The organism is Sphingopyxis sp., assembly GCF_036402335.1.
In the GTDB taxonomy this organism is placed as follows: Bacteria; Pseudomonadota; Alphaproteobacteria; order Sphingomonadales; family Sphingomonadaceae; genus Sphingopyxis.
Genome location: NZ_DASWTD010000143.1, coordinates 1 through 4,499, shown reverse-complemented (window position 1 = coordinate 4,499; position 4,499 = coordinate 1). Strand labels below are relative to the sequence as shown.

The 4,499-nt window shown below is 68.1% G+C and carries 6 protein-coding genes; 3 read left to right on the top strand and 3 right to left on the bottom strand.

The genetic code is table 11. The features are described from left to right. Positions 1-386: RNA polymerase sigma factor (locus VGD20_RS04445; RefSeq protein WP_331133292.1), on the top strand; the 386-nt coding region annotated here is incomplete at its 5' end. Beyond that, complete coding sequence (locus VGD20_RS04440) at positions 383-706, top strand: hypothetical protein (protein ID WP_331133291.1); 324 nt, start codon at positions 383-385, stop codon at positions 704-706. The genes VGD20_RS04445 and VGD20_RS04440, both read left to right, overlap by 4 nt. Here VGD20_RS04440 and VGD20_RS04435 read toward each other — a convergent pair. The 3 genes from VGD20_RS04435 to VGD20_RS04425 form a co-directional block, all read right to left on the bottom strand. After that, on the bottom strand, positions 703-1,425 hold the full coding sequence (locus VGD20_RS04435) for a hypothetical protein (RefSeq protein ID WP_331133290.1): 723 nt from the start codon (positions 1,423-1,425) through the stop codon (positions 703-705). The genes VGD20_RS04440 and VGD20_RS04435 overlap by 4 nt on opposite strands. Before the next feature lie 8 nt (positions 1,426-1,433). Continuing rightward, positions 1,434-2,645, bottom strand: a complete 1,212-nt coding sequence (locus VGD20_RS04430; RefSeq protein ID WP_331133289.1) for a toxic anion resistance protein — start codon at positions 2,643-2,645, stop codon at positions 1,434-1,436. Between the two features lie 77 nt (positions 2,646-2,722). Next, the gene (locus tag VGD20_RS04425) at positions 2,723-3,682 is read right to left on the bottom strand and encodes a bile acid:sodium symporter family protein (RefSeq protein ID WP_331133288.1); all 960 of its coding nucleotides are present in this window, start codon (positions 3,680-3,682) and stop codon (positions 2,723-2,725) included. A 64-nt stretch (positions 3,683-3,746) separates the two neighbouring features. On the opposite strand from VGD20_RS04425, the gene VGD20_RS04420 reads away from it, so the two are divergent. Further along, on the top strand, positions 3,747-4,397 hold the full coding sequence (locus VGD20_RS04420; RefSeq protein ID WP_331133287.1) for a 5'-methylthioadenosine/S-adenosylhomocysteine nucleosidase: 651 nt from the start codon (positions 3,747-3,749) through the stop codon (positions 4,395-4,397). Positions 4,398-4,499 lie beyond the last annotated feature (102 nt).

The following is a 4,499-nucleotide window of genomic DNA, read 5'->3' as shown; positions in this document are numbered from 1 at the left end:
CGCAGGAAGCCTTCGTCCGCGCGTGGCAGCGCGCGGACGAATATCGGGGGCAGGGGAGCTATGCGGCGTGGGTCATGGGGATTGGCTGGCGGCTGTTCCTCGACCAGCGGCGTACTGCGCGGCGGCGCGAAAGGCTGGCCGGAAACGAAGAGGTTGCGACATCGAGCGATCCGCGCCCCGCAAGCGAAGCCGCGCTCGACGCCGGCCGCTTGCTTGCCGCGCTGTCCCCGCAGGAGCGCGCCGCGCTCACGCTCTGTTTCGGCCATGGCTGGTCGCACGGCGAGGCGGCCGCGATCATGGGGGTGCCATTGGGCACGCTCAAATCGCTGGTCTTGCGCGGGCGCGCGAAGGCGCAGAAGATGAGCGGCGAAGGAGCGGACGGATGACGGCGCCGGAGGATCGGACGACGGACGCGATGCTTGCCGCGCTGCTGGCGCCGCCCGAGCGACCGGGCGATCGCGGCTTCGTGACCGCCGTCGAGCGTGCGATCGATGCGCGGACGGCCTATGCGCGAGCCCGCCGCCGTTTCTGGCGAAGCTTCGCGTTCGAGGCGCTGGCCATCGGCGCGCTGCTGGCGGCGCTGTTGCTCCTGTCATCGGCGCCCATGCTCGCGCCGCTCGCCGGGGCGGGGCACCGGGGACTCGCACCGCCGCTGCTGCTCGTCCTGCTCCTCTGGTTCGGGACGCAGCGCTGGCGACAGGCCTAGGCGGGCGTATCCTCGCCCTCAAGTCCCTGATATTTGAGCTGGAGATAACGTTCGCGCGTCGCGAGCTTGTCGAGCTCGCCCGCGGCAAGGCTGCGCGCCGCATGGCCGATCTCGCTTTCGAGCATCTTCAATCCGCCGACGAGCGTCTCGTCGGGGGTGCGGCCGGCATGGGCTTCGGTGCGGAGGCCCGCCGGAATGCGTTGATAGCCGGCGACCAGTTCGGGCAGATCCTCGCCGACGAGCTTGCGGATATTCGCCGCCGCGGGGCTCGACGCATCGAGCGTCTGGAGCTGCGGCGCGAGCAGGTCGAGCTGGACCCCGATGCCGTCGACGAGCTGGCGCGCCGGTGCGGGAAGCGCCGGGCGTTGCGCCTCGAGCCAGATTTCGGTGCGGCCCGCGAGCTGCTTCAGATCAGCCTTGGGCAGGTCGGCCTGGCGCGGTTCGGGAAAGGGCGAGCGGCCGAACAGCACCGCGACCCCGACCAGCAGGATGAACAGCGCGAGCAGCCCGGTGAAGCCGAGCGGCTGGATCAGCGCGCCGAAGACGGCAGCGCCGATCAGCACGATCCCGCCGGCGATCAGCACGCGGCCGAGCTTCTTGTAGAGATGCTGGCGGCGCAGCGCGATGCTCTTCGTCCCGATCGGGCGGCGGCGTTCGCGCGACCGCTCGATCGCCGACGCTGCCGAAAGCCGGACCTTGTCGACTTCGCTCATCGTCATGGCGCGCCTTAGCTTTCGAGCGACGCGAGCGGGCTGTCGGCTCCGCTGACGCTCGCCTGCGCCTGGCTCGCACCCTCGGCGCGCGCGATATAGCCCTTCGACTTCGCGACTTCGCCCTCGAGCGAGGTGACCGTCGTCTTCATGCTGTCGAGCGCTTTCAGCTTGAACGTGTCGATCGCATCCATCGTGTCGTAGATATTCTGGAAGGCGCGGCTCAATGTTTCCATCGGGATCGTGCTCGACGCCGCCTGTTCGTGGATGCGCGCGGTATTGTCCTTCAGCATCTTCGACGTGCCGTCGATGATGTTCGCGGTCGTCGTGTTGAGCGCGGTGATCTGTTCGAGCACGAGCTTCTGGTTCGTCATCGCCTGCGCGACGGTGATCGCGGTCTTGAGCGCGCCGACGGTGGTGGTCGAGGCGCGGTCGACGCCCTTCACCAGCTCGATATTATTCTTTTTGACGAGGTCGAGCGCGAGATAGCCCTGCACCGTCACCGCCATCTGCGTCAGCAGGTCCTGCGTCCGCTGGCGGGCATAGAAAAGCGCATTTTCGCGGATGACCTTGGCCTTCGCGGGATCGCTGATGTCGAGTTCGTGCGCCTTGGCTTCGAGCTTTTCGTCGAGCGTTTGTGCGATGTGGATCATCTGCTCGAGCTTGCCCATCGCCTCCCACAGCTTGCGCCGTTCGACGTCGATGGCGGCATTGTCCATCAGCAGCTCGTCCTTGCCGTTCGACAAGGCGGTGAGCACGCCCGAGATATGCGACTGCGCCGAGCGATATTGCGCGAAATAATTGGTGACGCTGCTCCCGAACAATTTGTCGAGGATGCCGCGCTTCGACAGCAGCTTGCCGTTCGCCGACGGGTCGAGCCGCTCGACGGTGTTGCGCAGCTCGATCAGGTTCATGCCGATGTCGCTGTCGCGGTCCATCGCCTTGATCGGCCGGTCGAGGAAGCGGTTCGACTGGTTCGCCGCCTCGAGCATTTCCTTGCGGCCCATGTTGGTGATCTGGTCGACCTTTTGCCCGAAAGCGGGCGAATTGACGTCCTGCGCGACAAGGTCGTCGACAAAGCCGTCGACGCGTTCCTCGAGCTTCGATTTCTGCTCGCCCGACAGCGGGACGAGGCCGGCCGCCTTTTCGGGCGATACCGTGGGTACTGGGTCGGGCGGGGTCAGCTTCAGCTCGTCGGTCGCGGTCGCCGTTGCGGTCACTTCGCTCATTCGTCTTCCTTCCAGCCCCAATTCTTCAAACCCGTGCCGCCTGCCTATATGGCATGCAGCCCTGTGTTATTCAAGCACTACACCTGTCCGGCGCGATTCAGCACGGGTGCGATCCATGCCGACAGGATCAGCTGCGCCATATGATAGACGAGGATCGGGACCAGCACCATGCCGGCAATCGCGGGCGGAAACAGCGTTGCAGCAAGCGGCGCGCCGACCGCGATGCTCTTTTGAGCGCCCGCGAAAAGCAGGGTGATCCGGTCGGCGCGCGCGAGCCCGAGCAGGCGGCCGAACAGCCATGCGCCGCCAAACGACAGCGCGAGCAGGCCGGCAACCAGCGCAAACACGACGCCGATCTCGCGTCCGTCGAGAAGCTGCCAGATTCCGGCGACGACCGCGGCGGAAAAGGCGACATAAACCGCGATCGCGATCGCGGTGCGGTCCATGAAGGTAGCGAGCCCGCGATGCGCAAGGACCCACGGACGGAACCAGCGTTGCGCGAACTGGCCGACGACAAAGGGCAACAGCAATATCGCTACGATCCGCAGCGCCGCCTCGCCATGGATCGCCCCCGCGCTGCCCGCGAGCGCCGCAAACAGCAGCGGCGAGGCGATCACGCCGCCGAGGTTGAGCAATGCCGCGGCGACGACGCTCGCCGCGACATTGCCGCCGGCGAGGCTGCTCGCCGCGGTCGCCGACTGGACGGTCGAGGGCAGGATGCCGAGAAAGAGGAAACCGAGCGCGAGCGTCGCGGGAAGCCGGGGCGCGGCCGCGAGCTGCGCGCCGAGGCCCAGCAACGCCATCGCGCCAAAACAGAAGAGGAAGGCGCCGCCCTGCAATTTCCAGTTGCGGATGCCGTGCAGCACTTCGTCGCGCGGCAGGCGGACGCCGTTCAGGAAGAACAGAAAGACGATCGCCGCGGTCGATGCGCCCTGCGCCACCGGCACGGCGGCGCCGCGCACGGGCAGCAGGCTGGCGAGCAGGATCGTCGCGAGAAGGACGGGAACGAAACGGTCGGGAAAGATGCGGGCGAGCATGGAAGCGAGCGATGGCGGTGCCGCGCCCGCTTGGCAAGGCCGCGCGATACGATAGACCGGCACGATGGCCGACATCCTGATTCTCGCCGCGCTGCCCGAAGAGGCCGATGCCCTGTTTCCCGGCGCGGGGGTGCGCGCGGGCGGCGCTTTCGCCGTCCGCCGCCTCGACGTCCATGGCCATGCGCTCGCTATCGCGACCTGCGGGCTCGGCAAGGTCAACGCGGCGCTCGCCGCGGGGGTGCTCGGCCGTGACGCCGACAGGTTGTTGATGACGGGCACCTGCGGCTCGCTCGGCGCGGCGCCCGGGGCCTATTGGCTCGCCGAGGCGCTGCAGCATGATTATGGTGCGAACGAGCCGGGGCTTTTCCGCCGCTACCGCGCGGGCGACTGGCCGATGGGCGAGGCGGGCGAGGCGCATTTTGCCGCCATGCCCGATCCGGGACTGGGCCTGCCGCACGCGCGCATCGCGAGCGGCGACAGCTTCGTCGCCTGCCCCGACGCCGCCGCCGACCTGCAATCGCTCGGCGCGACGCTCGTCGACATGGAGGTCGGCGCGGTCGCGCAGGCCGCGGTGCGGCTGGGCAGGCCGTGGGCGGCGATCAAGGCGGTGACCGACGACGCGAACGACGCGAGCGGCGGGGACTTTCAGGCGAACCTGGTCCGCGCCGCGCGGATGGCGGGGCAGGAGGTCGAGCGGCTGGTGGCGATGCTGTGATGAACGACCGGTTACGACCGGGAGCTTCCGATAGGGATGTGCACCCCGGCGAAAGCCGGGGCCCAGAGCGTAATCGCGCAATGCCAGCCTTCTGACGCCATG

Coding starts and splice junctions, on each gene's coding strand:
- VGD20_RS04420 (WP_331133287.1), top strand. CDS start 3,747: ATGGCCGACATCCTGATTCTCGCCGCGCTGCCCGAAGAGGCCGATGCC.
- VGD20_RS04435 (WP_331133290.1), bottom strand. CDS start 1,425: ATGACGATGAGCGAAGTCGACAAGGTCCGGCTTTCGGCAGCGTCGGCG.
- VGD20_RS04425 (WP_331133288.1), bottom strand. CDS start 3,682: ATGCTCGCCCGCATCTTTCCCGACCGTTTCGTTCCCGTCCTTCTCGCG.
- VGD20_RS04440 (WP_331133291.1), top strand. CDS start 383: ATGACGGCGCCGGAGGATCGGACGACGGACGCGATGCTTGCCGCGCTG.
- VGD20_RS04430 (WP_331133289.1), bottom strand. CDS start 2,645: ATGAGCGAAGTGACCGCAACGGCGACCGCGACCGACGAGCTGAAGCTG.